17 protein-coding genes are annotated in these 22,158 nt (G+C 59.2%); 6 read left to right on the top strand and 11 right to left on the bottom strand.

All coding sequences use genetic code 11. The annotated features are described in order from the left end of the window. The 3 genes from folD to NDJ10_RS06585 form a co-directional block, all read right to left on the bottom strand. Nucleotides 1-870 carry a bifunctional methylenetetrahydrofolate dehydrogenase/methenyltetrahydrofolate cyclohydrolase FolD gene (gene folD, locus NDJ10_RS06595; RefSeq protein ID WP_296160417.1) on the bottom strand — a complete coding sequence of 290 codons (870 nt, stop codon included), beginning with the start codon at nt 868-870 and terminating at the stop codon, nt 1-3. Nucleotides 871-946: 76 nt separating this feature from the next. Beyond that, on the bottom strand, nt 947-1,573 hold the full coding sequence (locus NDJ10_RS06590) for a response regulator (protein ID WP_296160416.1): 627 nt from the start codon (nt 1,571-1,573) through the stop codon (nt 947-949). Beyond that, nucleotides 1,570-4,086 carry a PAS domain-containing sensor histidine kinase gene (locus tag NDJ10_RS06585; RefSeq protein ID WP_296160415.1) on the bottom strand — a complete coding sequence of 839 codons (2,517 nt, stop codon included), beginning with the start codon at nt 4,084-4,086 and terminating at the stop codon, nt 1,570-1,572. Before NDJ10_RS06585 ends, NDJ10_RS06590 begins: the two co-directional genes overlap by 4 nt. A gap of 193 nt (nt 4,087-4,279) precedes the next feature. On the opposite strand from NDJ10_RS06585, the gene aceE reads away from it, so the two are divergent. The 3 genes from aceE to lpdA all read left to right on the top strand — a co-directional run bounded on the left by aceE (nt 4,280) and on the right by lpdA (nt 10,725). After that, the gene (aceE, locus tag NDJ10_RS06580; RefSeq protein WP_296160414.1) at nt 4,280-6,991 is read left to right on the top strand and encodes a pyruvate dehydrogenase (acetyl-transferring), homodimeric type; all 2,712 of its coding nucleotides are present in this window, start codon (nt 4,280-4,282) and stop codon (nt 6,989-6,991) included. A gap of 99 nt (nt 6,992-7,090) precedes the next feature. After that, nucleotides 7,091-8,743, top strand: coding sequence for a dihydrolipoyllysine-residue acetyltransferase (gene aceF, locus NDJ10_RS06575; protein ID WP_296160413.1), 1,653 nt, complete (start codon nt 7,091-7,093; stop codon nt 8,741-8,743). 137 nt (nt 8,744-8,880) lie between these two features. Beyond that, a complete protein-coding gene (gene lpdA / locus NDJ10_RS06570; RefSeq protein WP_296160412.1) occupies nt 8,881-10,725 on the top strand; it encodes a dihydrolipoyl dehydrogenase in 1,845 nt (614 codons plus the stop codon). A gap of 156 nt (nt 10,726-10,881) precedes the next feature. Here the strand turns inward: lpdA and NDJ10_RS06565 are convergent, their stop codons facing one another. The 6 genes from NDJ10_RS06565 to NDJ10_RS06540 are packed head-to-tail and all read right to left on the bottom strand — an operon-like array spanning nt 10,882 to nt 16,308. Then, on the bottom strand, nt 10,882-11,655 hold the full coding sequence (locus NDJ10_RS06565) for a 5-oxoprolinase subunit PxpA (RefSeq protein WP_296160411.1): 774 nt from the start codon (nt 11,653-11,655) through the stop codon (nt 10,882-10,884). 14 nt (nt 11,656-11,669) lie between these two features. Continuing rightward, complete coding sequence (locus tag NDJ10_RS06560) at nt 11,670-12,707, bottom strand: biotin-dependent carboxyltransferase family protein (protein WP_296160410.1); 1,038 nt, start codon at nt 12,705-12,707, stop codon at nt 11,670-11,672. Further along, nucleotides 12,695-13,471: an allophanate hydrolase subunit 1 gene (locus NDJ10_RS06555; RefSeq protein ID WP_296160408.1), complete on the bottom strand. Its 777-nt coding sequence runs from the start codon at nt 13,469-13,471 to the stop codon at nt 12,695-12,697. Before NDJ10_RS06555 ends, NDJ10_RS06560 begins: the two co-directional genes overlap by 13 nt. Before the next feature lie 3 nt (nt 13,472-13,474). Further along, on the bottom strand, nt 13,475-14,776 hold the full coding sequence (locus NDJ10_RS06550) for a TRAP transporter large permease subunit (protein WP_296160481.1): 1,302 nt from the start codon (nt 14,774-14,776) through the stop codon (nt 13,475-13,477). Nucleotides 14,777-14,782: 6 nt separating this feature from the next. Further along, nucleotides 14,783-15,301, bottom strand: coding sequence for a TRAP transporter small permease (locus NDJ10_RS06545; protein WP_296160407.1), 519 nt, complete (start codon nt 15,299-15,301; stop codon nt 14,783-14,785). Between the two features lie 59 nt (nt 15,302-15,360). Then, on the bottom strand, nt 15,361-16,308 hold the full coding sequence (locus NDJ10_RS06540; protein ID WP_296160479.1) for a TRAP transporter substrate-binding protein: 948 nt from the start codon (nt 16,306-16,308) through the stop codon (nt 15,361-15,363). A 230-nt stretch (nt 16,309-16,538) separates the two neighbouring features. Here NDJ10_RS06540 and NDJ10_RS06535 point away from each other — a divergent pair, with 230 nt between their 5' ends. After that, nucleotides 16,539-17,078 carry a winged helix DNA-binding protein gene (locus NDJ10_RS06535; protein WP_296160406.1) on the top strand — a complete coding sequence of 180 codons (540 nt, stop codon included), beginning with the start codon at nt 16,539-16,541 and terminating at the stop codon, nt 17,076-17,078. A 54-nt stretch (nt 17,079-17,132) separates the two neighbouring features. Here NDJ10_RS06535 and NDJ10_RS06530 read toward each other — a convergent pair whose 3' ends face one another. Both NDJ10_RS06530 and NDJ10_RS06525 read right to left on the bottom strand, forming a co-directional pair. Beyond that, the gene (locus tag NDJ10_RS06530; protein ID WP_296160405.1) at nt 17,133-18,902 is read right to left on the bottom strand and encodes an O-antigen ligase family protein; all 1,770 of its coding nucleotides are present in this window, start codon (nt 18,900-18,902) and stop codon (nt 17,133-17,135) included. 136 nt (nt 18,903-19,038) lie between these two features. Next, on the bottom strand, nt 19,039-19,494 hold the full coding sequence (locus NDJ10_RS06525) for a pilin (RefSeq protein WP_296160404.1): 456 nt from the start codon (nt 19,492-19,494) through the stop codon (nt 19,039-19,041). 357 nt (nt 19,495-19,851) lie between these two features. Between NDJ10_RS06525 and NDJ10_RS06520 the strand changes: the two genes are divergently transcribed. Next, nucleotides 19,852-20,169, top strand: coding sequence for a DUF1840 domain-containing protein (locus NDJ10_RS06520; RefSeq protein WP_296160403.1), 318 nt, complete (start codon nt 19,852-19,854; stop codon nt 20,167-20,169). 271 nt (nt 20,170-20,440) lie between these two features. Beyond that, nucleotides 20,441-22,126, top strand: a complete 1,686-nt coding sequence (locus NDJ10_RS06515; RefSeq protein WP_296160402.1) for an AMP-binding protein — start codon at nt 20,441-20,443, stop codon at nt 22,124-22,126. The last annotated feature ends 32 nt before the right edge of the window (nt 22,127-22,158 follow it).

Below are 22,158 nucleotides of genomic sequence, written 5' to 3'. Positions count from 1 at the left end.
TTATTGGTTTGCGGTTCTTTCAGCAGCTTCAAGGGTGTTCATCAGCAACATGGTAATGGTCATCGGGCCAACCCCGCCTGGCACCGGGGTAATGGCGCTGGCGACCTGGCGCACACCGTCAAAATCGACGTCGCCGCAGAGCTTGCCGGCTTCGTTGCGGTTCATGCCGACGTCCAGCACCACGGCACCGGGCTTGACCATGTCTTTGGTGAGCACATTGCGCTTGCCCACGGCGGCCACGATCACGTCGGCCTGCAGCGTGAAGGCCTTGAGGTCGGGCGTGGCGCTGTGGCAAATGGTGACCGTGGCATTTTTTTGCAACAGCATCAAGGCCATGGGTTTGCCGACGATGTTGGAGCGGCCAATCACCACCGCGTGTTTGCCACGCAGGTCGTAGTTGATGGACTCCAGCATCTTCATGCAGCCGTAGGGCGTGCAGGGCCAGAAACCGGGCATGCCGGTCATCAGGGCACCAGCGCTGGCCACGTGAAAGCCGTCGACGTCTTTGAGCGGCGAAATGGCTTCGATGACCTTGCTGGCGTCGATGTGTTTGGGCACCGGCAACTGCACCAGGATGCCGTGAATGGCAGGGTCGGCGTTGAGCGCCGCAATGCGCGCCAGCAGTTCGGACTCAAGCATGCTGGCATCGTACTTTTCCAGCACCGAATGAAAGCCGCAGTCTTCACAGCCCTTGACCTTGTTGCGCACATAGACCTCGCTGGCCGGGTTGTCACCCACCAGGATGACCGCCAGGCCGGGTGTGACGCCGCGCGCCTTGAGGGCCTGGGTCCGGGCGGTGACGTCGGTGCGCAGCTTTTTGGAGAGCGCTACACCATCGATGATGTGGGCGCCTTGGGCGGGAGTGGTCATGTCAATTCATCCATAAAAAAAGCCCGCTGGTCCGGATGGGGCGGGCGTGTGGGGTTTTGCAAAAATGATCCGGTGCTCAGGCCTTGACGGCATTGGGCCCCAGTGCAATTTTGAGCAGATCGGCCACCGTGTTGGCGCTGAGTTTTTCCATGATGTTGGCGCGGTGCGCCTCCACCGTCTTGATGCTGATGCCAAGGTCGTCGGCAATCTGTTTGTTCAGCCGGCCCGCCACGATGCGCTCGAGTACCTGCGATTCGCGCAGTGTCAGGCGCGCCATCAGGGCGTCACGATTGAGTGCGTTTTGAAATTCGGAAAATGATTCCTTGGCCTGCTCCAGCATGCGCTCCACCAGAGGCACCAGTTGTTCTTCGTTAAAGGGTTTCTGGATAAAGTCCATGGCGCCTTTTTTCATGGAATCAACCGCCATGGGCACGTCGCCGTGGCCGGTGATGAACGCCAGTGGCAGCGGCGAACTGCTTTCCAGCAGCCGGTTTTGCAGCTCCAGACCGGTCATGCCGCCCATGCGGATGTCAACAATCAGGCAGGCCACCTCGCGCGCATCAAAACGGCTCAGAAAAGATTCTGCGGAGTCAAAGCAGCGTACGCGGTAGTCTTTGCCTTCGAGCATCCATTGCAGGGAATCGCGCACCGCTTCATCATCATCAATGACGTAAACCGTGCCTTTTTTGGGAATCAAACTCATGGTGATATCAGCAATGTGGGTTGAACGGTACGCTTTGTGGGCGCTGTCGGCTGGGGCTCGGCTATCGGGATCCAGAAGGTGAAGCAACAACCTGTTACGACTTCCCCATTGTAGAGGTTCTCGGCTTTCATTCTGCCCAGGTGCGACTCGACAATGGAGCGGCACAAAGACAGGCCAATGCCCATGCCATCGGCCTTGGTCGAATAAAACGCCTCGTACAGGCGCTCCATCGCGTCAGGGGCGATGCCTGCGCCTGAGTCGATCACCATGAACTCAACCACCGGTTTGTCATTGACGTAGGTTTGCGCCACCCTGAGTTTGACAATACGTTGCTCCGTGGGTCGCTGTGCGGCATCCACCGACTCGGCGGCATTTTTCAGCAGATTGAGCAGCACCTGTTCAATCAAAATCGGGTCCACCAGCAGGTTGGGCAGCTTGGTTACCAGGTATTGATTGAGTTTGACATTGCGCCGGCGCAGCTCAATTTCTGCCAGCTCCACGGCCTCCGCGACCATGGTCTCCACGTTGGAAATGGTGCGGTTGGGTTCGCTTCGTTTCACAAAGGAGCGGATGCGATGGATGATCTGGCCCGCGCGGTGCGCCTGCTTGGCCGTTTTTTCAAGCGCGCCGAGCAACTCATCCTGACTGATCTGATGGCTCCTGATGCGCGACACCATGCCATTGCAATAGTTGTTGATGGCTGTCAGCGGCTGGTTGAGTTCATGGGCAACGCTGGAGGCCATTTCGCCCATGGTGATCAAGCGGCTGGCGTTCTGCGCGCGCTCGGCTTGCACCTGGGCTTGTTCTTCGGCATTGCGCCGGGCGGTGATGTCGGTGGCAATCACCATTTGCGCCAGCCGACCATCGACCCAACTCAGGTAACGGGTGCGCACTTCGAGCCAGAGCCCCAGGCTGCCCAGGTAAATCTCGGTGCTTTCGGCCTCTTTTTCAGCCAGTTGATCGGTGGGTAAACCGGCATAGGCATCCACCGTGTCAAGGGTTTCATCGCTGGTCAAAGGAGGGGGCACGCCGGCTTCGGCCACCAGTTGAAGGTGTCCCCCGGTCTGGGTGCCAAACCATTGGCGATAGAGTTTGTTGGCAAACAGGATCTCGTTGCTGCCCAGGGGGGCAACCGAAATGGACGCGTCCAGCGCTTCCAGCACCGTGGTAAACCGTTCGTGTGAGGCTGCCAACTGTTCACGCACCCGGGTCGGTTCAGTGATGTCGGTCATGGAGGTCATCCAGCCGGTTTGTTGGCCAAAGGCATCGATCAGGGGTGACACGTAGAGCCGGGCATCAAAGAGATCACCATTTTTGCGTTTGACGCGAAACTGGATGCCGCTGGGTGAAACATCGCCCGCAAGTTCTTCGTTCAGCCGTTGCTTCAGCATATCAAAATCGCCATCGGGCCAGTACGGAAATGGCGCGGTTTTGCCCACCAGGTCAGCTTCGCTCCAGCCCGTCATCTGGCAAAAAGCGGCGTTGACGTAGGTGATGCGTCCCTGCAGATCCATGGCACGCATGCCGGTAAGGATCGAGTTCTCCATGGCGCGGCGAAAGGCGGTTTCCTGTACCAGTGCGTCTTGTGCACGAATGCGCCTGCGGGTATGGCTCCAGTTGGCCAACAGCAGCCAGGCCGTGATGGCGCTGAGCACCATCACCAGCCAGAACAGGCCGCTGCCAATCACGCCGAGTGATGTCCGGTAGGCCTGGCCCCGGATGATCAAGCCATTGCCAATGGGGGAAACCGGCATGTCATAGGTGTTGATGGGACTGGCCCAGGGTAATAATTTGCGTTTGAGCTTGCCCTCGGACATGATGGTGCCGGCCAATAATTTGCCTTGTTCATCTTGCAGCGAGATGGCATATTTGGCATTGATTTCGTTTGGTATGCCATAGCGGAACATGGCATCCACCGAATAAAGCGCCATCAAGGTACCTTTGAATTTGGCCTTCTCTATCAGTGGCAAGTGCAGTTCCAGTGTGCTGTCCAGTCCGGGTCTGACCTGCGGTTTGGAATAGATGGGTATCAGCCACTCGCGCGTCAGCGCAAAGTTGTCGACGGCTTGCGCACTGCCATTGGCTGTTTCATCTGTCTTTTGTGCTGGTGTTGGCAGATGGGCCGAGTGGTAGCCCACCCGTATCCGGCGCCGCTCGTCACTCCAGGTCAGTCCATGCAATTCGGGATAAAGGTTGACCAGGGCCTCGGCCCGGCTCACGAAGTCCTTGTGGCTGATTTCACGGCTGGCCACTTCACGGGCAAAGCGTCCTAACTGCTCCTGTTGTTCGAGCAGGCGCAGGCGCAGACGTTGTTGCGTGTATTCCACGTCGCGGCTGATGGCCTCGCGTTCGCGTGAGATTTCTTCGAGTCGCAGGTAGGCAAAGGCGGACAGGATGGCGACCAGAAAAAGGACTACCGCCGCCAGCGGAGCAAGCATGGCAAAACGATCCTGGCGCTGGGGTGTCAGGCGAGACCACCAGGTTTTCAGGCGCGGCAAGGGGCTTGCTTGCATCGCAGTGGGCAGAAATTGTTTTGACGGAAACATTGGGCAAGTGTAGGTGTGTGTGATCGCTTTTATTTATTTCGTATTGTAAAAACACAATACACGATTTGAAATTTTTGAAAAATCCCGCTAGAATTTAAACAATCCCCAAAATGGCAAATTCCACTACCATTGATGGGCCGAACAATACAGGAGACAACACATGTCAGTCATACCCGAGAGCCGAGTAGGTATTTCCGCACCGGATGCCGACAGCCAGGAAACCCGCGAATGGATGGACGCCTTGAGCGCCGTCATTGAGAGTGAAGGCCCCGAGCGCGCGCACTTCCTGCTGGAGCAGCTGCTGGAGCATGCACGTCAAAGCAGCATCGACATGCCGTTCTCGGCCAACACCGGCTATGTCAACACCATCGAGACCGACCAGGAAGAGCGCTGCCCCGGCAACATCGAAATCGAAGAACGCCTGCGTGCCTACATGCGCTGGAACGCCATGGCCATGGTCGTCAAGGCCAATCGCCATCACCCTGAGGACGGTGGCGACCTGGGTGGTCACATTGGCTCATTCGCTTCGCTGGCCCATATGTTTGGCGCTGGCTTCAACCATTTCTGGCACGCAGAATCGGAAAACCATGGCGGCGACTGCCTCTACATCCAGGGCCATGTGGCGCCCGGTGTCTACGCCCGGGCCTACATGGAAGGCCGCCTGACCGAAGAGCAGTTGCTGCATTTCCGCCAGGAAACCGCTGGCAAGGGTTTGTCGAGCTACCCGCACCCCAAGCTCATGCCCGAGTTCTGGCAGTTTCCCACCGTGTCCATGGGTCTGGGCCCGCTGATGGCGATTTACCAGGCACGGTTCCTCAAGTATTTGCACGCCCGCGGCATTGCCAACACCGAGAACCGCAAGGTCTGGGTGTTCTGCGGTGACGGCGAAATGGACGAGGTGGAGAGTCTTGGCGCGATTGGTCTGGCGGCCCGCGAGAAACTCGACAACCTGGTGTTTGTCATCAACTGCAACCTGCAGCGCCTGGACGGCCCGGTGCGCGGCAACGGCAAGATCATCCAGGAACTCGAAGGCACCTTCCGCGGTGCCGGCTGGAACGTGATCAAGCTGCTGTGGGGCAGCAACTGGGACCCGCTGCTGGCGCGCGACAAGGACGGCGCCCTGCGCAAGGTCATGATGGACACGCTTGACGGCGACTACCAGACCTTCAAGTCCAACGACGGCGCCTATGTGCGCAAGCATTTCTTTGGCCGTGACCCGAAGACGCTGGAGATGGTGGCCAAGATGAGCGACGACGACATCTGGAACCTGCGCCGCGGTGGCCACGACCCGCAAAAGGTCTACGCCGCCTACCACGCTGCGGTGAATCACAAGGGCCAGCCGAGCGTGCTGCTGATCAAGACCGTCAAGGGTTTTGGCATGGGCAAGAGCGGCGAGGGCAAAAACAACGTGCACCAGACCAAGAAGCTCACCGACGAAGACATCAAGATTTTCCGTGACCGTTTCAACATCCCGATCCCCGACAGCCAGATTGCCGACATTCCGTTCTACAAGCCGGCTGACGACACGCCGGAAATGAAATACCTGCACGAGCGCCGCAAGGCCCTGGGCGGTTACCTGCCGCACCGCCGCACCAAGGCCGACGAGCACTTTACCGTGCCGGCCCTCGAAGTGTTCAAGAGTGTGATCGAGCCGACCGCTGAAGGCCGCGAGATCTCCACCACGCAGGCCTATGTGCGCTTTCTGACGCAGCTGCTGCGCGACCAGGCTTTGGGCCCGCGTGTGGTGCCGATCCTGGTTGACGAAGGCCGTACCTTCGGCATGGAAGGGCTGTTTCGTCAGATTGGCATCTACAACCCCGATGGCCAGCAATACACCCCGGTCGACAAAGACCAGGTCATGTATTACAAGGAAGATGTCAAGGGCCAGGTGCTGCAGGAAGGCATCAACGAGGCGGGTGGCATGGCCAGCTGGATTGCTGCTGCCACCAGCTACTCCACCAGCAACCGCATCATGGTGCCTTTTTATGTGTACTACTCGATGTTCGGCTTCCAGCGCATTGGCGACCTGGCCTGGGCTGCGGGCGACATGCAGGCACGCGGCTTTTTGCTGGGCGGCACCAGCGGGCGCACCACGCTCAATGGCGAAGGTTTGCAGCACGAAGACGGCCACAGCCACATTCTGGCCGGCACCATTCCGAATTGCGTCAGCTACGACCCGACCTTCGCGCATGAAGTCGGCGTGATCCTGCACCATGGCCTCAAGCGCATGGTCGAGAAGCAGGAGAACGTGTATTACTACATCACCCTGCTCAACGAGAACTACGCCATGCCCGGCCTCACCCCGGGCACCGAAGAACAGATCATCAAGGGCATGTACCTGAGCAGGCCCGGGGATGCGGGGGCCAGCGGACCGCGCGTCCAGTTGCTGGGTTCGGGCACCATCCTGCGCGAGAGCTTTTTTGCACAGCAACTGCTGGCCCAGGACTGGGGCGTGTCTGCCGATGTCTGGAGCTGCCCCAGCTTCAACGAGCTGGCGCGCGACGGCCAGGCCTGCGAACGCGACAACCTGCTGCACCCCACAGCCGAGCCGAAAGTGTCGTTTGTGGCGCAGCAACTTGCCGGTCATGACGGCCCGGTGGTCGCATCGACCGACTACATGAAGTCCTATGCCGAGCAGATCCGTTCTTTCATTCCCAAGGATCGCACTTACAAGGTGCTGGGCACCGACGGTTACGGCCGCAGTGACTTCCGCTCCAAGTTGCGCGAACACTTCGAGATCAACCGCCACTACATTGTGGTTGCGGCTCTCAAGGCGCTCAGCGAAGACGGCAAGCTGCCAGTCGCCAAAGTGGCCGAGGCCATTGCCAAATACGGCATCAATACCGACAAGGTCAATCCACTTTACGCGTAACCACCGTCATTGCGAGGCGTGCAGCGACGCGGCAATCCATGAAACCCTGGACTGCCGCGCTGCGCTCGCAGTGGCAAAAACACATTTGGAGACACCAACATGGCAACCATAGAAGTGACAGTCCCGGACATTGGGGACTTTGATGAAGTAGCCGTTATTGAATTGATGGTCAAACCCGGCGACGCTGTCCGGGCCGAGCAAAGCCTGATCACCGTGGAGTCCGACAAGGCTTCCATGGAAATCCCGTCAAGCCACGCCGGCGTGGTCAAGGAACTCAAGGTCGCTTTGGGCGACAAGGTGAAAAAGGGCTCACTCATACTGATGCTCGAAGTGGCCGGCGAAGCGCCCGCACCGGCAGTGTCTGCGCCAGCAGCACCCGCCGCAGTGGCACCTCCAGCCGCAGCGCCGGCACCCGCTGCCGCAGCACCCGCTGTGGCGAGCGGCCCGGTCGAGGTGCGCGTGCCCGACATTGGCGACTTCAAGGACGTGACCGTGATCGAGATCATGGTCAAGGCGGGTGACAGCGTCAGACTTGAGCAAAGCCTGATCACCGTCGAGTCGGACAAGGCCTCGATGGAAATCCCTTCGAGCGCAGCCGGTGTCATCAAGGACCTCAAGGTCAAGATGGGCGACAAGGTCAATATTGGCGACCTGCTGGCGATTCTGGAGGGAACGGCTCCCACTGCTGCCGTGGCATCTGCATCTGCACCTGCCGCCCCGGCAGTGGTTGCAGCGGCACCGGCCCAAGCTGCTGCTGTTCCAGCCGCAGTGGCCGCACCGGCCCACGTTCCCACCGCGACGCCGGCACTCGGTCTGCCGCATGCCTCACCCTCGGTGCGCAAGTTCGCCCGCCAGCTGGGCGTGCCGCTGAACGAAGTCAAGGGCAGTGGCCTGAAGGGCCGCATCACCGACGCCGACGTGCAGGCCTTCACCCGCTCGGTCATGAGCGGTGCGGTGCAAACCCTGGCCATTTCGGCCCAGCAGGCGGCCAAGCCAGCCGCCGGCGGTGGGGGCTCCGAGCTCGGCCTGATCCCGTGGCCCAAAGTCGACTTCACCAAGTTCGGCCCGGTAGAGCGCAAGGAAATGTCGCGCATCAAGAAGATCAGCGGTGCCAACCTGCTGCGCAACGCCATCATGATCCCGGCCGTCACCAACCATGACGACTGCGACATCACCGACCTGGAGGCGTTCCGCGTTTCCACCAACAAGGAAAACGAGAAGAGCGGCGTCAAGGTCACCATGCTCGCATTCCTGATCAAGGCCTGCGTCGCCGCGCTCAAGAAATACCCCGAGTTCAACAGCAGCCTGGACGGCGATGCGCTGATCTACAAGCAGTATTTCCACATCGGTTTCGCCGCCGACACGCCCAACGGCCTGATGGTGCCGGTGATCAAGGATGCCGACAAAAAAGGCATTTTCCAGATCAGCACCGAGATGGGTGAACTCGCCAAGAAGGCGCGTGACGGCAAACTGAGTCCGGCCGAAATGTCGGGTGCCAGCTTCACCATCAGCAGCCTCGGTGGCATTGGCGGGCGTTATTTCACGCCCATCATCAATGCGCCCGAGGTCGCCATTCTGGGCGTCTGCCGCTCCACCATTGAGCCGGTGTGGGACGGCAAGGCCTTCCAGCCGCGCCTGATGCTGCCGCTCAGCCTGACCTGGGATCACCGCGTGATCGACGGTGCTGCTGCGGCCCGTTTTAACGTGTACCTGGGCCAGATCCTGGGGGATTTCCGTCGCGTGCTGCTCTAAAAGGCTGACGCACCTGTAGGAGTGGCGCCCCGCCGCGAAGGTATTCAAAACAGCCTTCGTCGCGAGGGCGCGACTCCTACGAAGTCAAGAGAGCTTTTTTTTCGGCGAACCTTCAATCTCATTTATTGGAAACCAACATGGCACTCATCGACATCAAGGTCCCCGACATTGGCGACTTCGCTGAAGTCACCGTCATTGAACTGCTGGTCAAGCCCGGCGACACCGTCAAGGCCGAGCAAAGCCTGATCACCGTGGAGTCCGACAAGGCGTCCATGGAAATCCCCTGCAGCCACGCCGGCGTGGTCAAGGAACTCAAAGTGGCACTGGGCGACAAGGTTTCCGAAGGCTCGCTGCTGCTGGTGCTGGAGTCCTCTGACGCCGCTGCGGTGCCGACAAGCCAGGCCGCGCCTGCACCGGCCGCCGCGCCAGCCGCACCACAAGCAGCGGCACCCGCTGCCGTTCCCGTCAACGCGCCCACGGCGGCCAGTTTTGCTGGCAGTGCCGACCTCGACTGCGACTTGCTGGTGCTCGGCGCCGGCCCGGGGGGGTATTCAGCCGCGTTCCGCGCTGCCGACCTGGGGCTCAAGGTCATCTTGGTTGAGCGCTACACCACGCTGGGTGGCGTTTGCCTCAATGTGGGTTGCATCCCAAGCAAGGCGTTGCTGCATGTGGCCGCCGTGATCGACGAAGTAAGCCACATGGCGGCGCTTGGCGTTGACTTTGGTGCGCCCAAGGTCAATGTGGACACGCTACGCGGCCACAAGGAAAAGGTCATCAGCAAGCTGACCGGTGGCCTCGCCGCCATGGCCAAGATGCGCAAGGTCACCATCGTGCGCGGCTACGGCGCCTTTGTGGGAGCCAACCATGTGCAGGTCGAGGAAACCACGGGAAGCTCACAAGAGAAAACCGGTAAAACCCAAACCATCGCGTTCAAGAAAGCCATCATCGCCGCCGGCAGCCAGGCCGTGCGCCTGCCCTTCATGCCTGACGATCCGCGCGTGGTGGACAGCACTGGCGCTTTGGCGCTCAAGGAAGTGCCCAAGCGCATGCTGATCCTGGGCGGCGGCATCATCGGCCTGGAAATGGGCACGGTCTACAGCACGCTCGGCGCGCGCCTGGACGTGGTTGAAATGCTCGACGGCCTGATGCAGGGCGCCGACCGCGACCTGGTCAAGATCTGGCAGAAGATGAACGCCAAGCGCTTCGACAACATCATGCTCAAGACCAAGACGGTGTCGGCACGCGCTTTGCCTGAAGGCATCGAGGTGACGTTTGCGCCTGCGGAGGAGGGCGGCACCGCCCCCGCACCGCAGGTCTACGACCTGGTGCTGCAAGCCGTGGGCCGCACGCCCAATGGCAAGAAGATCGCCGCCGACAAGGCCGGCGTGGCCGTGACCGACCGCGGCTTCATCAACGTCGACATCCAGATGCGCACCAACGTGCCGCATATCTTCGCCATCGGTGACATCGTCGGCCAGCCCATGCTGGCGCACAAGGCCGTTCACGAAGCGCATGTGGCGGCCGAAGTGATTGCCGGTGAACTGCAGGGCAACAAGGAACTGGCAGCTGCCGCTTTCAACGCCCGCGTGATTCCAAGCGTGGCCTACACCGACCCCGAAGTGGCCTGGGTCGGCCTCACCGAAGACCAGGCCAAGGCGCAGGGCATCAAGGTCAAGAAGGGCCTGTTCCCGTGGAATGCCTCGGGGCGTGCCATTGCCAATGGCCGCGACGAAGGCGTCACCAAGCTGCTGTTTGATGACTCCCCCGAAGCGCATGGCCACGGCAAGATCCTGGGCGGTGGCATGGTCGGTACCCACGCGGGTGACATGATCGGCGAGATTGCGCTGGCCATTGAAATGGGCGCTGACGCGGTGGACATCGGCAAGACGATCCACCCGCACCCGACGCTGGGCGAGAGCATCGGCATGGCGGCCGAGATTGCGCACGGCAGTTGCACGGATGTGCCGCCGGCACGCAAGTAGAGCAAGTGTCTTCGCTACCCCGCAAAGCCCGAGCCCTCACCGGTTCGGGCTTTTTGCTGTGGGGGTGGGGGATGTGCGTAAGCTATCACTGGCGATTCTGGCGCAAATTGTCAGGCGGGCGGTGACTGAGGAATCTGCTGGGTCAGGTTTCAACGGTCACGTCAGGCGATCAAGTGGAACCAGCGTGTAGCCCTCTGACGCCAGAGCCTGGCGAATCAGGCGGGCAGTGTGTACCGCATCCGGTCCGTCACCGTGCACACAAATGCTGTCAATCCGGGTGGGCAAGAAGCCACCCGTGGCCGTCACAATCGCTTTTTCGCGCAGCATGCGAAGCACATGTGCCACACAGGCCTGAGCATCGTGCAGCACGGCACCTGGGCGCGAGCGAGGCATCAACTGGCCATCGTCCAGGTAAGCGCGGTCGGCAAACACCTCGTAGCGCACCGGCAGGCCTGCGGCCTCGGCAGCCCGGACCAGCGCGGAATGTGCGGGTGCCAGAAGAATGAGTCCTTGGTTCAGGCTTTGCACTGCGCGCACCACGCTTTCTGCCACGGCCACATCGACGCAGGCGATGTTGTTCAGGGCACCATGGGGCTTGACGTGGGTGACCCGCCCGCCCTCTGCCGCCGCCATGGCTTGCAGCGCGCCGACCTGGTAGAGGATGTTGGCTTCAAGGTCTTTGGGTGACATTTGCATGGCGCGTCGTCCGAAGCCCTGCAGGTCTGGAAACGAGGGGTGCGCGCCGACGCTCACGCCTTGGGCAAAAGCCTGGCGTACCGTGTCGCGCATGATGGCGGGGTCACCGGCATGGAAACCACAAGCCACATTGGCACTGTTGATGATTCCCAGCAGGGCGCCATCGTCGCCCATCTGCCAGGCACCGAATCCCTCGCCCAGGTCAGCGTTGAGGTTGATGAAAGAAGTTGTCATCTCAATATCCCGGTTCACCATTCAGCGTGCAAAACGCCGCTGATCAAGTTGTTGTTGTAAAGCGCAGTCTCGTCGATGAAGCCAGCCGGCAAAAAGGTTTCCCGGCTTGCCAGCCATTGCATCCAGCCGGTTTTTTGGTCTTGCAGTGCTTGCCGTGCCTGTGCGCTGCTCACCGCCTCGAATTGCAGGCGTGTGCCGGGTTTCAGGTGCGCCAGTCGCGGCAGATCGGCCGTGATGACGGTGGCGATTTTTGGATAACCACCGACGGTCTGGCTGTCTGCCAGCAACACAATCGGCTGCCCATTCGCAGGTACCTGGATGGCACCGGGGGTGACAGCGTCGGAAACAATGTCTGCCGCCGAAGGCGAGCGATGGGCCAGGGCTGTTCCGCGCAGCCGCAAACCCATGCGGTCTTGTTCGGCGGTGGCCTCCCACGCATTGTTGAGAAATGCCTCGATCGCACGGTCCTGGAAATGGTCCTGCTGGGGCCCCAGCAGCACGCGAATAGGGCCGCCGGCGGGCAACCATGCGCCGGGCGTGCGCCACTCTTTGGGTTCTGGCGCTGTCCAGGTGTTGCAGGGCAGCATGTCGCCAGGTTGCAACGCGCGTCCCAATATGCCGGCCAGGCCAGCGCGCCAGTAGCTGGATCGGCTGCCCATTTGCATCGGCAACAGACACCCCCCCGATACGGCCAAATAAGCACAACCACTTTCGGCAGCGCCAAGTTGCAGGTGGTCACCCGTTTGCAAAGTGATGCTCTGCCACGCGGGCAGTGGCACGCTCTGACCGTCTGCGCGCAGACATTGCGCCTTGATGCTTCCAGCCAGTGCCACCCGCACGGGGCCTGCTTTGACACGCAGCTGTGTCCCCTGGCCACGAAGCTCCAGCACCGCATCACCGCTGCTGTTGCCGACCAGGGCATTGGCAGCCTGCGCCAGCGGACCATCAAGCCAGCCCGACTGCGGGATGCCTTGGTGGCGGTGGCCGAGTCGGCCACGGTCCTGGATGGTGGTGCCAAAGCCGGGTTGCAGCACTTCGATCATGCCTGGCATGTCACGTCCTCCTGCTGCAGAAAGGTCTCACGCGGCAAACCACTGCTCTGGCTCAGTGCCAGCAGACGTTCGTATTCATCGCGCTGTATGGCGTACCAGCGAACCCGGTCGCCCGCCGCCAGCATGGCCGGTTGCTCGGCATGCTGGAGGTCAAACAATTGCACCGGGGTTCGTCCCAACAGGTTCCAGCCACCGGGGCTTTCCCACGGATAAACAGAGCACATTTCTCCGGCCACGGCGAGCGAGTTCTTGGGCACCCGTTGCCGCGGGCTGGCCAGGCGGGGCATGGACAACTCGGCAGGCAAGCCACCCATGTAGGGAAAGCCCGGCAAGAAGCCGATCAGGTAGACCCGGAACTCTGCTGCCAGGAGACGTTCTATCACCTGGTCTGCGGTCAGTTCTTTGGCGGCCGCCAGGGTCGGCAGATCAGGTGCAAAGTCTTCGTCAAAGCAGACCGGAAGGCACCACTGCCGGCCTTTGCGTTCGTCCGTGTGGCCGGCGCGTCCCAAGGCCAGTAGCCATGCGCCCAATTCATCGGCGTGCGAATCACTGGGGTCGAAATGCACGGTGAGTGAGCGGTAAGTGGGCACCACGTCGGTGACGCTGGCGAGCAAGGGCAGTTCATGGCGCACCCGGTTGACTCGATCAGCCAGGCCGGTCACACGCGCATTGATGGATGCGCTGATCTCGTTGCCGAACTCCAGTGTCCACGCACCATCACCCAGTGCCAGCAAACGCGGCACCTGTTGGTTCAGAGTCTCCATGGATCACCCCGCCATCTGGGCCGGCATCCAGGTGACGATGCCGGGAACAAAATAGATGAGCAGTACCGCAAACACCATCAGCAAAAACATCGGCATCGCATGCCTGGCGAGGTAGGTGATTTCCTTTTTGGTCATGCCTTGCAGCACGAACAGGTTGAAGCCCACCGGCGGCGTGATCTGAGCCATTTCCACCACCATCACCACAAAAATCCCGAACCAAACGAGGTCAATGCCGGCCTTTTCGATGGTGGGTAACAGCACGCCCATGGTGAGCACCACGATCGAGATGCCATCCAGGAAGCAGCCCAGCACTATGAAAAAGACCATCAAGGCAGCGATCAACTGAAACTGCGACAAGCCCAGCCCGCTGATCCACCCGGCCAATTGGCGTGGCAAGCCCATGTAACCCATGGACAGGGTCAGAAAGGCGGCACCGGCCAGGATCAGCGCAATCATGCAGTACAAGCGCGTGGCGCCCAGCAGGCTGTCGCGGAACTGGCGCCAGCGCAACTCGCCTTGCACCGCGGCAATGATCAGCGCGCCGACCACACCCAGCGCCGCCGACTCGGTGGCCGTGGCAATACCGCTGTAGACGGAGCCCAGTACGGCACCAATCAGCGCCACCACCGGCAACAGATTGCGCGATTCCTTGAGCTTGGCAACGAAGGACATGGCGGGGCCAGCCGGTGGGATTTTTCCTGGATTCAGCAATGCCCACACCATGGTGTAGCCCATGAACAGGCTGGCCAGCAGCAGGCCCGGCATCACGCCGGCGATGAACAGCTGGGCGATCGACACGTTGGCCGCCACACCGTAGACGATCATGATGATGGAGGGCGGGATCATCAGGCCCAGGGTGCCAGCCCCAGCCAGCGTGCCCAGTGCCATGTGCTCTGGGTAGCCACGCTTGGCCAACTCGGGCAGGGTCATCTTGCCGATGGTGGCGCAGGTGGCAGCAGAGGAGCCGGACACGGCCGCAAAAATGGTGCAGCCAATGATGTTGGTGTGCAGCAGACGACCGGGCAAACGCTCCAGCCAGGGCGCCAGACCCTTGAACATGTCTTCTGACAGTTTGGTACGGAACAGAATTTCGCCCATCCAGATGAAGAGGGGTAGGGCGGTCAGGGTCCATGACGACGAAGATCCCCAGATCGTCACCGCCATGGCATCGCCCACGGCCCGGCTGGTGAACAATTCCATGCCAATCCACGCGACGCCGGTCAGCGCCAGACCAACCCAAACTCCGCTACCGAGCATGAGGAAGAGTGCTGCAATCAGCAATGCGGTAATTGTTAAATCCATGATGTGTCCTTATTCCACGCGCACGGGTTCGTTATCAGAAGATTCGTCGCGCAATGCTTCGCCGCGCAATAAAAGGATCAGATCGCCTGCAAAGGCCAACACCAGCAGCGAGGTGCCCAAGGCCATGCCGAGTTGGGGAATCCACAAAGGTGTGGCATCCAGACCCGTGGAGATATCAAAAAACTCACGCGACTGCGCCACCAGCCGGACGGAGTACCACGCCAGCGCCCCAGCAATGCCAATGGCGACGACATGGCACAGGATGTCCAGGGTTTTCCGGGGGGTATGCGGCAACAGGTTGAGCAATAAGGTGACACGGATGTGTTCGCCGCGGCGCAATGTGGGCGCCAGCGCGAGAAAGGCAGAGCAGGCCATGCAGTACCCGGCGTAAGCATCGGCGCCGGGGAGATCCAGGGCAGGGACCAGGCGGCCCGCAATGCTGGTCAAGACGGCCAACAGGGTACCCACCATGAATATCCCGGCGAGGTATCCCACAGCGTTGAAAACGCGATCCAAAAATTGGCGCATGGCTTTCCTTTCAAAGTAGCTTGCCCCCGAATGGGGGCGTATTCATCGGCTTGAGGCGATCACTTGCGGAAGGCGTCGATGATGGCCTGGCCATCGCTACCGGTCTGCTTCACCCAGTCCGCCACCATGGTTTCGCCAATCTTCTTGAGTTCGGCACGCAGTGCCGGGCTGCCTGCATCGACCGTCATGCCGTTCTTGCGCAGTTGTTCCAGGTACCAGGTGTTTTTCTCGGCACTGACTTTCCAGCCACGCGCTTCCGCCGCCTCGGCTGCCTTGGTCAAAGCGGCTTTGGTGGGTTGATCCAGGCTGTCAAATGCTTTTTGCGACACCAGCACGAGGTTTTTGGGCAACCACGCGCTCACGTCGTAGTAGTACTTGACCTGCTCCCACACCTTGCTGTCGTAACCGGTGGCACCCGATGTCATGAAGGTGGTGACCGCGCCCGTGGCCAAGGCTTGTGTCAACTCTGCCGCTTGCACGGTGACCGGCTGTGCGCCCACGAGTTGTGCGATGCGGCTGGTATTCGGGTTGTAGGCACGCCATTTCACGCCTTTGAGATCTGCGGTGGACTGAATTGGTTTGGCGCTGAAAATGCCCTGGGGCGGCCATGCCACCGCATACAGCACTTTCATGCCCTGCTTGGCCAGAGCAGCCTCTGTCGGTGCCTGTGAGACTTTCCAGAGTTTTTGGGCCTCAGCATAGCTGGTGGCGAGGAAAGGAATCGAGTCCAGACCAAATAACGGGTTCTCGTTGGAGTAGCCGGAAATGATGATTTCGCCCAGCTGTGCCTGCCCGCCTTGTACGGCACGCTTGATTTCGTTGGCCTTGAAGAGCGAGCCGCCATCGTGCACCGTGATCTTCAGTTTGCCTGCAGTCGCCTGATCAACGTCTTTTGCAAACTGTTGAATGTTTTCGGTGTGAAAGTTGGATGCCGGGTAGCCAGTGGGCATGTCCCACTTCTGTTGGGCCATTACCGGGTTGGCGAGAGATAAAAGGGCTGCCGTCATCCCTGCTGCTGCCCACTGTTTGACATAGACCATGGTGTACTCCTTGAAGAAAAGAAAAGGCGACCAAGAGAAGCCAGTTTGCGTTGCTAAATCATTTACAACAGCAAAATGTTAACAATTTATCTACGTTATGACATCATCGTTTACCCGAATTGCCAATGTTGTTATCATGAAATAACGGTCCGATAGCCCTTCCATGGTATGTTTTTCAAGAACTGATGTAAACAATGATGCAAAAATCCTCCTCCGATCCTGTGAAGACCAGCGGTCCGCAACGGATCGTGACGTCTGCGCATTTGGTGTCTGAAAAGTCGCCAGAACTATCCGAATTCGAGTTTGGACTCATCATTGCCACCCATGCGTTCAACCGGTGGATCACCCGCTGCATGGGCGCCGCAGGGGTGAAGGACATGGCGAGCATCGATGTGCTGGTACTGCACCACACCAACCACCGCGGCATGGAAAAGCGCCTGGCGGATATTTGCTTCGTGCTGAATATTGAAGACACGCATGTGGTGTCTTACTCGCTCAAGAAGCTGGTGAATGCAGGCTATGTGCGCAGCCAGAAGAAGGGCAAAGAGGTGTTCTTCTCCACCACCGAGGCGGGTGCCGCGTTGTGCATGCGCTACCGGGAAGTGCGGGAGGCGTGCCTCATGCCGGGCTTTTCCGGAACAGCAGAGGAAAACCGCCAGCTTGGTGAATTCTCTGAACTGCTGCGCATCATTTCAGGGCGCTACGATCAGGCGGCGCGGTCAGCGACTTCCTATTAATTGGCTGACGAGACCCTCGGCCACGGAGATTGCGCATGGCTCGTGCACGGGGAGTTAAGGGGCGAGATCGGTTTTCTTGATTGGCCAGGGAATTGCGGCGATTTCGGGATACTTTAAAGACTGTCTGGCCCATAACTTCTCTGCAATAAGACATTCGGAGTCAGGTGCCACCTTGCACAGCGTTTTCAGCCATAACCGGGCTTCATCGGGACGTTGGTTCAGCGCCAAAGTGATTGCAAATTTGTGCATGAGAATGGGGTTGGGGTACAAGCCTGTGACGTTGCGCATCCAATTCAATTCTGCAGCACTCAAACCCGCTGTGGGTTCGATCCTTGCATACTTGATGTAGTCATGCCACTGGGTCAAGAGCAATACGTCTGGCGGCCCTACCGGCAAGGTCATTTTGATGCGCGACCACTCCAGACGCAGGGTCTGATAGCTTGGCTCGACACGGGTGTAATCACGAATGATGAGTGCCAAAAGTGTCGTCATTGCAAACCACAGTGCCAGAAAAGCCCTGCGTCCCATCGACACAATGGGCGACACACCCAGTCGCGTATGCAACGACCCCATCACCAAACCGGCGGGCAGCAAAAAATAGGCATAGTACAAAGGCAACTCGAACATGGCGTGGTTAGCCACGACCAGTAAAACAAGCCAAAGCACGGCATTTTCCGCGCTCTGAATCGCGCGAAGCCGTTTCCAGAACCACCCGATCAGCGAAGCCGATATCAGCAAACCCAGCGGAACGCCGCACCACAGCACCAGATCAAGAAACAGGTTGTGCCCATAAGTAAACACAACATGCAACGGTGGATGCTCACTTGCCACTGCCATTTGCGCCAGCGCAGTCTGGTTCCAGCCGTAGCCGAACCATGGCCGCTGCCAGGCCGCATCCAGAAAAATCGACCACGCAAGTGGACGAATTTCACCACTGAGCCGAATCAAATGGTCAATATCCATCTGTGACGTGCCCAGCCATATTTGGCGCATCCAGTTCACGCCCACAACACAAACGACAAAATACAAGCCCAAGCCCGTGGCGACCCAGGGCCAGCGTGCGTTGCGCCACAACTGTCGCCACCACCACGCCGCTCCAACCAACAAAGCCACCCCAACCCAGGCGGTGCGCGAGCTGGTCAAAGCGATACCCAACAAAAGAAATAGCATCATGAGCAGCGCGATCGTGCCGCCGATGCGTTTTCTTATAAGGCCCCATGCGGCAGCCAGCACCCCCCATAACAACAAGGTGGCTAACTGATTGGGCTGGCCCAGGTTGGCGTGTGGGCGATCTGTGTTACTGCCCATGATCCAGAGGCCCAGTCCATCGAGTTGCAGAGATTGCTGGAGTTGCGGCCCGAGCGACGACACCGAGGTGAGACCCACCAATTGCAACATTTGTTGCATCTGCAAACTCACCGACACCAAGGCGGCGATGCCAATCGCCAGGAACAGCCCATCACCAAGCTGGGCTGGGGAACGTGCTTCCCAATGCGCACTCGTCAGCATCGCCAGCAATAGGCCAATCAAATATGCCGACGATATCCAGGCGCTCCCCATGATGGGTATCAGGCCGAGAAAATGTTGTAGCCAGATCAGACACAGCAGCAGCGCAACCAGGATGGTGATGCGATGCCATGCAAGAGGTTGACGTGCACGCCAAATGACAGCGAACGAAGCCAATGACGCCGACAGCGCGACCCATGCGTCAGAATGAAAAGATAACCAAGGGTGATAATGGTTTGGGAGTAACCAGCCCAGGGCTAGCGTGCATGACCATGCAACCAGCCAAAAAGATGACATGATCGGCTTATCGGTTTTCATCAGCTCAAGCCATTCTTAAGTATTGACGCACAAAAAAAGGCACCCTCAAAGGGGTGCCTTATGTCGGAATTCTCTACACTGACCCCACACAAGGAAGTCAGCAGTGGGGAATCAAATCAGGCTTCAGTCAATCGCATCAAACCTTGGGCAGGTACTTGTCGGCTACTTCAGAAGCTCCTGCGTCAATCTCCCAAGTCATACCCGCCACACCACAAGTTCCCTTATAAACAATGTCTTGTCCGTCAGTTATCGCGCTACCAATAGCTAACATTTGAATGGTCACCGTCGCTTCAGAAGCTGATGTAGCCGCAGCGAGTACTTGCTTTGTGTATTTTCCTTTAATGTCCGCTGCATCAGGCAGACCTAATGACGCATGAGTAATACCGGAGGCCAATGTGGCTTCACTGCAGGCAACACCCAAAGACGTCCGTGCCGGCGAAGACAAGCTCACAGCCTCGGAGACTTTGGACTTCACCGTGTAATCCTGATAAGCCGGCAGCGCCACGGCAGCCAGAATACCAATGATCGCCACAACGATCATCAACTCGATCAGGGTAAAACCCTTTTGTACTGTACGCATGGAACGTTTCATGAGGAACTCCTTAAAAAATGAAACAACGGAACGAGACAGCAATTAAAGCAGTTATTGTGCCAAGTGCTTTGTTATCAATAATTGAAGTTTTTAGATGAATTTGATCGATCCAAACATCTGGATCTGATCATTTTTGTCAACTGCGCTGACGCATTTCTGCTGAATCTGACATTTTTGTCGCATCGATCGGCTTCGCGGTAGCGTAGACCGCGCTGCCGCCTGCACCGGGCAGGGCTGCGGAAGTGGCGCACGGCAGTGGCACTGATTTTTATCAATCAAGAAGCCGCCAACGTGGTCTAACCTGCGTAACATAATGAATAGCAGGGTTCACACAAATCAACTTTTGGAGCGATCATCATGATCTATAAATTCAAGTCCCAAGCTGCCGCAGACGTCATCATGCTCCAGTCCAATGGGGAGCAAATGCTCACCATTATTGGCAAAGAGCCCTCAGCGCAGGGCATCATTACCGTGGCCCAGATTCCTGCCGCCATTGCCGCACTGGAATCAGCCATTGTGCTTCACGAGGAGGTTGAAGCCCGTCGTCGTGCCAACCCTGGCCTTCAAATTGAAGTCGAAGGCGACAGCATCATGTTGCGTCAACGTGCAGCGCCCTTCATCGATTTACTTAGAACCAGCGCGCAGGTGGGCAAGGATGTCGTTTGGGGTGTGTGAATCCTGTTTGATGCCTGCGTTCATGGCGCCATTGACCGGCGCGGTTTTTTGGCGGGGGCGCAAAATTTTGCCGTAGGCGCCTGCCCGAACTTGATGCCGCCAGTGCCAAATTGGCCTGGCAGCGCACACTGGCATTCTTTCAGAAAACCCTGCAAGGGTAGTAGGGCGGTTTTGACGGTTGGGAGGGTTCACAAATCAAGGTGGTCTGCCTATACTGGGCGCAGTGAACTCCATTGGGAGCGCAACACCAACCGCGACGGAGACAACGACCATGAACCCGGTTTCATCTGATTTGCTGGCTTTGCAACGCCTGTATTTTTGGGAAAGGACGGCACCTGATCGGATTGCGTTGACCCAGCCGATGGGCGGCGGTGTCATCCGGGACTTCACCTGGGCTCAAGTGGGCGATGAAGTCCGGCGCATGGCAACCCACCTTCAGGCCCAGGGCTGGGCGCCAGGCTCAAAGGTAGCCATTCTGTCCAAGAACTGTGCCTGGTGGTTGATGAGCGATCTGGCGATCTGGATGGCCGGCTACGTGTCGGTACCCCTGTACCCCACGTTGGCACATGGCACGGTGCGGCATATTTTGTCGCACAGCGAAGCACAGGCCTGTTTTGTCGGCAAACTCGATGACTGGGAGCGCATGATGCCTGGCTTGCCTGCCGACATGCCCTGCATCAGCTACCCACTTTCGCCGGCAGATGCCATCAGGCGTTTTGAGGGCTGGGATGCCATCATCGCCCGTAACACCCCTCTCAACGGTGAGGTGGTGCGCGATGCTGATGAACTTGCCACGCTGATCTACACCTCGGGCACCACGGGCCAACCCAAAGGCGTGATGCACAGTTTTGGCAATTTCGCCTGGGCCATCGGTCGCGGTGTCGACAGTGTGAAGATGACGCAGGAAGACCGCATGCTGTCCTATCTGCCCCTGGCCCATGTGGTCGAGCGCGCGCTGGTTGAGCATGGCTGGCTGGCCACCGGCATGCATGTTTTCTTTGCCGAATCGCTCGACACCTTTGCCAAGGATCTGCAGCGTGCGCGGCCGACCATTTTCTTTTCGGTGCCACGGCTTTGGGTCAAGTTCCAGCAGGGCGTGCACCACAAATTACCACCCGCCAAGCTCAACCGGCTGCTGGCCATCCCGCTCATTGGCGGCCTGGTACGCCGCAAGGTGAAAAAAGCGCTGGGGCTGGACCAATGCCGCTTTGCCGCCGGCGGTGCCGCGCCTATGCCGGTGCCGTTGCTGGCCTGGTACCGCAAGCTGGGCCTGCCCATCAACGAAGGTTATGGCATGACCGAAAACCTGGCGGTCTCCAACCTCACGCTGCTTGGCCAAAATCAGGAAGGCACCGTCGGCCCACCTTATGCCGGTGTGGATGTTCGCATTGACGCGGCCACCGGCGAGATTCAGATGCGCAGCCCGGCCGTGATGCAAGGCTACTACAAAGAGCCTGAACTGACCCGTGAAGCTTTTACCGCCGACGGCTGGCTGCACACCGGTGACAAGGGTCACATCGATGCGCAGGGTAACTTGCACATCACCGGGCGCGTCAAGGATCTGTTCAAAACCAGCAAGGGTAAATACGTGGCGCCCGCGCCCATCGAAGACAAGCTGGTGATGCACGAATTGGTGGAGGCCTGTGTGGTGACCGGGGCCAATCTGGGGCAGCCGCTGGGCATTGTGATGCTCAATGCCGAAGCGGTGGCGCGTGCCGCAGACCCCGCCAAGCGCGGCCTGGTCGAAGCAGCGCTGGGGCAACACCTGAAAACCATCAATGCCAGCCTCGACCCGCATGAACAGCTCCAGTGCCTGGTGGTCGCCAGCACCGCGTGGACCATCGAGAACGACATTGTGACGCCCACCTTCAAGGTGAAGAGAAACCGTATCGAAGACATCTATTCAGCCAATTACACCCGCTGGGAAGACTCCGGTCAGCCGGTGATCTGGCAATGATTGTTTGACCTGGATCAGGTAAGATGATTCGA

This window comes from Rhodoferax sp. (assembly GCF_023700745.1).
GTDB lineage: Bacteria > Pseudomonadota > Gammaproteobacteria > Burkholderiales > Burkholderiaceae_C > Rhodoferax.
This window is presented reverse-complemented; position numbering and strand designations above follow the sequence as displayed.

Bases quoted from the DNA above. Each gene is read 5' to 3' on its own strand.
- NDJ10_RS06555 (WP_296160408.1), bottom strand. From the start codon at position 13,471: ATGGAGACTCTGAACCAACAGGTGCCGCGTTTGCTGGCACTGGGTGAT.
- lpdA (WP_296160412.1), top strand. From the start codon at position 8,881: ATGGCACTCATCGACATCAAGGTCCCCGACATTGGCGACTTCGCTGAA.
- aceF (WP_296160413.1), top strand. From the start codon at position 7,091: ATGGCAACCATAGAAGTGACAGTCCCGGACATTGGGGACTTTGATGAA.
- NDJ10_RS06545 (WP_296160407.1), bottom strand. From the start codon at position 15,301: ATGCGCCAATTTTTGGATCGCGTTTTCAACGCTGTGGGATACCTCGCC.
- aceE (WP_296160414.1), top strand. From the start codon at position 4,280: ATGTCAGTCATACCCGAGAGCCGAGTAGGTATTTCCGCACCGGATGCC.
- NDJ10_RS06565 (WP_296160411.1), bottom strand. From the start codon at position 11,655: ATGACAACTTCTTTCATCAACCTCAACGCTGACCTGGGCGAGGGATTC.
- NDJ10_RS06525 (WP_296160404.1), bottom strand. From the start codon at position 19,494: ATGAAACGTTCCATGCGTACAGTACAAAAGGGTTTTACCCTGATCGAG.
- NDJ10_RS06585 (WP_296160415.1), bottom strand. From the start codon at position 4,086: ATGCAAGCAAGCCCCTTGCCGCGCCTGAAAACCTGGTGGTCTCGCCTG.
- NDJ10_RS06520 (WP_296160403.1), top strand. From the start codon at position 19,852: ATGATCTATAAATTCAAGTCCCAAGCTGCCGCAGACGTCATCATGCTC.
- NDJ10_RS06560 (WP_296160410.1), bottom strand. From the start codon at position 12,707: ATGCCAGGCATGATCGAAGTGCTGCAACCCGGCTTTGGCACCACCATC.
- NDJ10_RS06530 (WP_296160405.1), bottom strand. From the start codon at position 18,902: ATGAAAACCGATAAGCCGATCATGTCATCTTTTTGGCTGGTTGCATGG.
- NDJ10_RS06540 (WP_296160479.1), bottom strand. From the start codon at position 16,308: ATGACGGCAGCCCTTTTATCTCTCGCCAACCCGGTAATGGCCCAACAG.
- NDJ10_RS06515 (WP_296160402.1), top strand. From the start codon at position 20,441: ATGAACCCGGTTTCATCTGATTTGCTGGCTTTGCAACGCCTGTATTTT.
- NDJ10_RS06535 (WP_296160406.1), top strand. From the start codon at position 16,539: ATGCAAAAATCCTCCTCCGATCCTGTGAAGACCAGCGGTCCGCAACGG.
- folD (WP_296160417.1), bottom strand. From the start codon at position 870: ATGACCACTCCCGCCCAAGGCGCCCACATCATCGATGGTGTAGCGCTC.
- NDJ10_RS06590 (WP_296160416.1), bottom strand. From the start codon at position 1,573: ATGAGTTTGATTCCCAAAAAAGGCACGGTTTACGTCATTGATGATGAT.